Consider the following 585-nt stretch of genomic DNA (forward strand, 5'->3'; position numbering starts at 1 on the left):
GCATCTAAAAAATGCTCATCTGCTAATCTATCCCCTGAAGCTTTTTCATACCAAGCATAACCTACATCATAAAAAGGAGTAAAATAAAAATTAGTATTTGGTATATTTATTCTTATACCAAAGTTAGCTACTATGGTATTATCTCCATCACCTTCTCCATTATCATAAGCTCTTACTCCATAAGCTCCACCTAAAGATGAACTTTCAGAAGAATCTAATTCAAAATTTCCTAATACCTTTTGATAGTTTATATTTAAAGTATGAGTAATATACTCATTAATACTATAATAATTATTCAAACTAGCATTGAGTTTTCTAAACCAACCAAAGCCTTTGCCTCCACTTTTAGAGGTACTTCCAAACATAGTAGTACCATCATCATTAACCTTACCTATACTTATCTTAGCACTATAACTTAAGGTATTATTCTCAAAGCCTCTAAATAAACCTTCTAAACCCATACTACCTACATTAGAATGTTTATTAATACTATAATCTTCAAATATGTTTGAAAAAGGTTCATCTTTTAATATCTTATGATAAATACTAGAAGTAAAGTATAAAGATGAATTAGTATTAATCCAT

Annotated in this window: 1 pseudogene; it reads right to left on the reverse strand. The window is 28.4% G+C overall.

The features are described 5' to 3' along the window. Window positions 1-585 (reverse strand): annotated as a pseudogene (locus L8V85_RS08330) (ShlB/FhaC/HecB family hemolysin secretion/activation protein); the annotation flags it as partial.

Source organism: Campylobacter sp. IFREMER_LSEM_CL2090 (genome assembly GCF_025771865.1).
In the GTDB taxonomy this organism is placed as follows: Bacteria; Campylobacterota; Campylobacteria; order Campylobacterales; family Campylobacteraceae; genus Campylobacter_D; species Campylobacter_D lari_D.